Annotated in this window: 1 protein-coding gene; it reads right to left on the bottom strand. The window is 67.3% G+C overall.

The window, feature by feature from the left end; translation table 11 throughout:
- The coding region (locus NKH19_RS33395) for an Ig-like domain-containing protein (RefSeq protein WP_352983983.1) at positions 1-758 on the bottom strand (758 nt) is incomplete at both ends.

Genomic DNA, 758 nt, shown 5'->3' with positions numbered 1-758 from the left:
GGCACGTCGTCGACGATGGCGACGTTGAAGCTGCCCTGGGCGGTGTCGGTGTCCTTGTCGGTGACCTGGAAGGTGACGCCGGTCAAAAGCGCGCTGTTCTCGAGCGCGCCATTGGCATGTTCGAGCGGCTGCGACAGGGTGGTCGAGTAGGTGTAGGTGACCTCGCCGGTGGCCGCGTTGGTCAAGGTGGCGCCGGTGAGATGGATGCGGATCACTTCCGTGCCGCCGTCCTTGCCGACCAGGTCGCCGGTTCCGGCGTCGAGCGCGAACACCACCGGATTGCCGGCCAGCGTCTGCAGCTGGCCGTCGAGGGCCGGCGTGTCGACCAGCACGATCGAGGTCGCCAGGTTGACCGGCACGTCGTTGCCGAAGGTCACCTTGGCCGAGCCGCTGGTGTCGGTCAGGCTCTCGGTCGAGTTGGTCTCGTCGACGCGCGCCGTCGTGGTGTCGACGGCGGCATTGGCAAAGCCGTCCTCATCGACGGTCAGGTTGGTCGTCGACACCACCGAGGGGGTCGAATCGGCGGCCAGGGTGATCGTCACCGTCGCCGTCGAGGTGTCGCCGTCCTTGTCGGTGATGGTGTAGGTGAAGCTGTCCGAGCCGGTCTGGCCAGCCGTCGGCGTGTAGGTGAAGGTGCCGTCGCCATTGTAGCTGACGCTGCCCTTCGCCGGATCGCTCGCCTTGGCGATGCCGCTGGCAAGATCGACGCCGTCGGCGCCGGCGACATCGTTGGCGAACACGTCGATGACCACCGCCGT

The sequence above is a fragment of the Mesorhizobium sp. M1338 genome, from assembly GCF_040318045.1.
Taxonomy (GTDB): Bacteria; Pseudomonadota; Alphaproteobacteria; order Rhizobiales; family Rhizobiaceae; genus Mesorhizobium.
The sequence above is the reverse complement of the archived record's forward strand: the minus strand, read 5'-3'. Positions and strand labels throughout refer to the sequence as shown.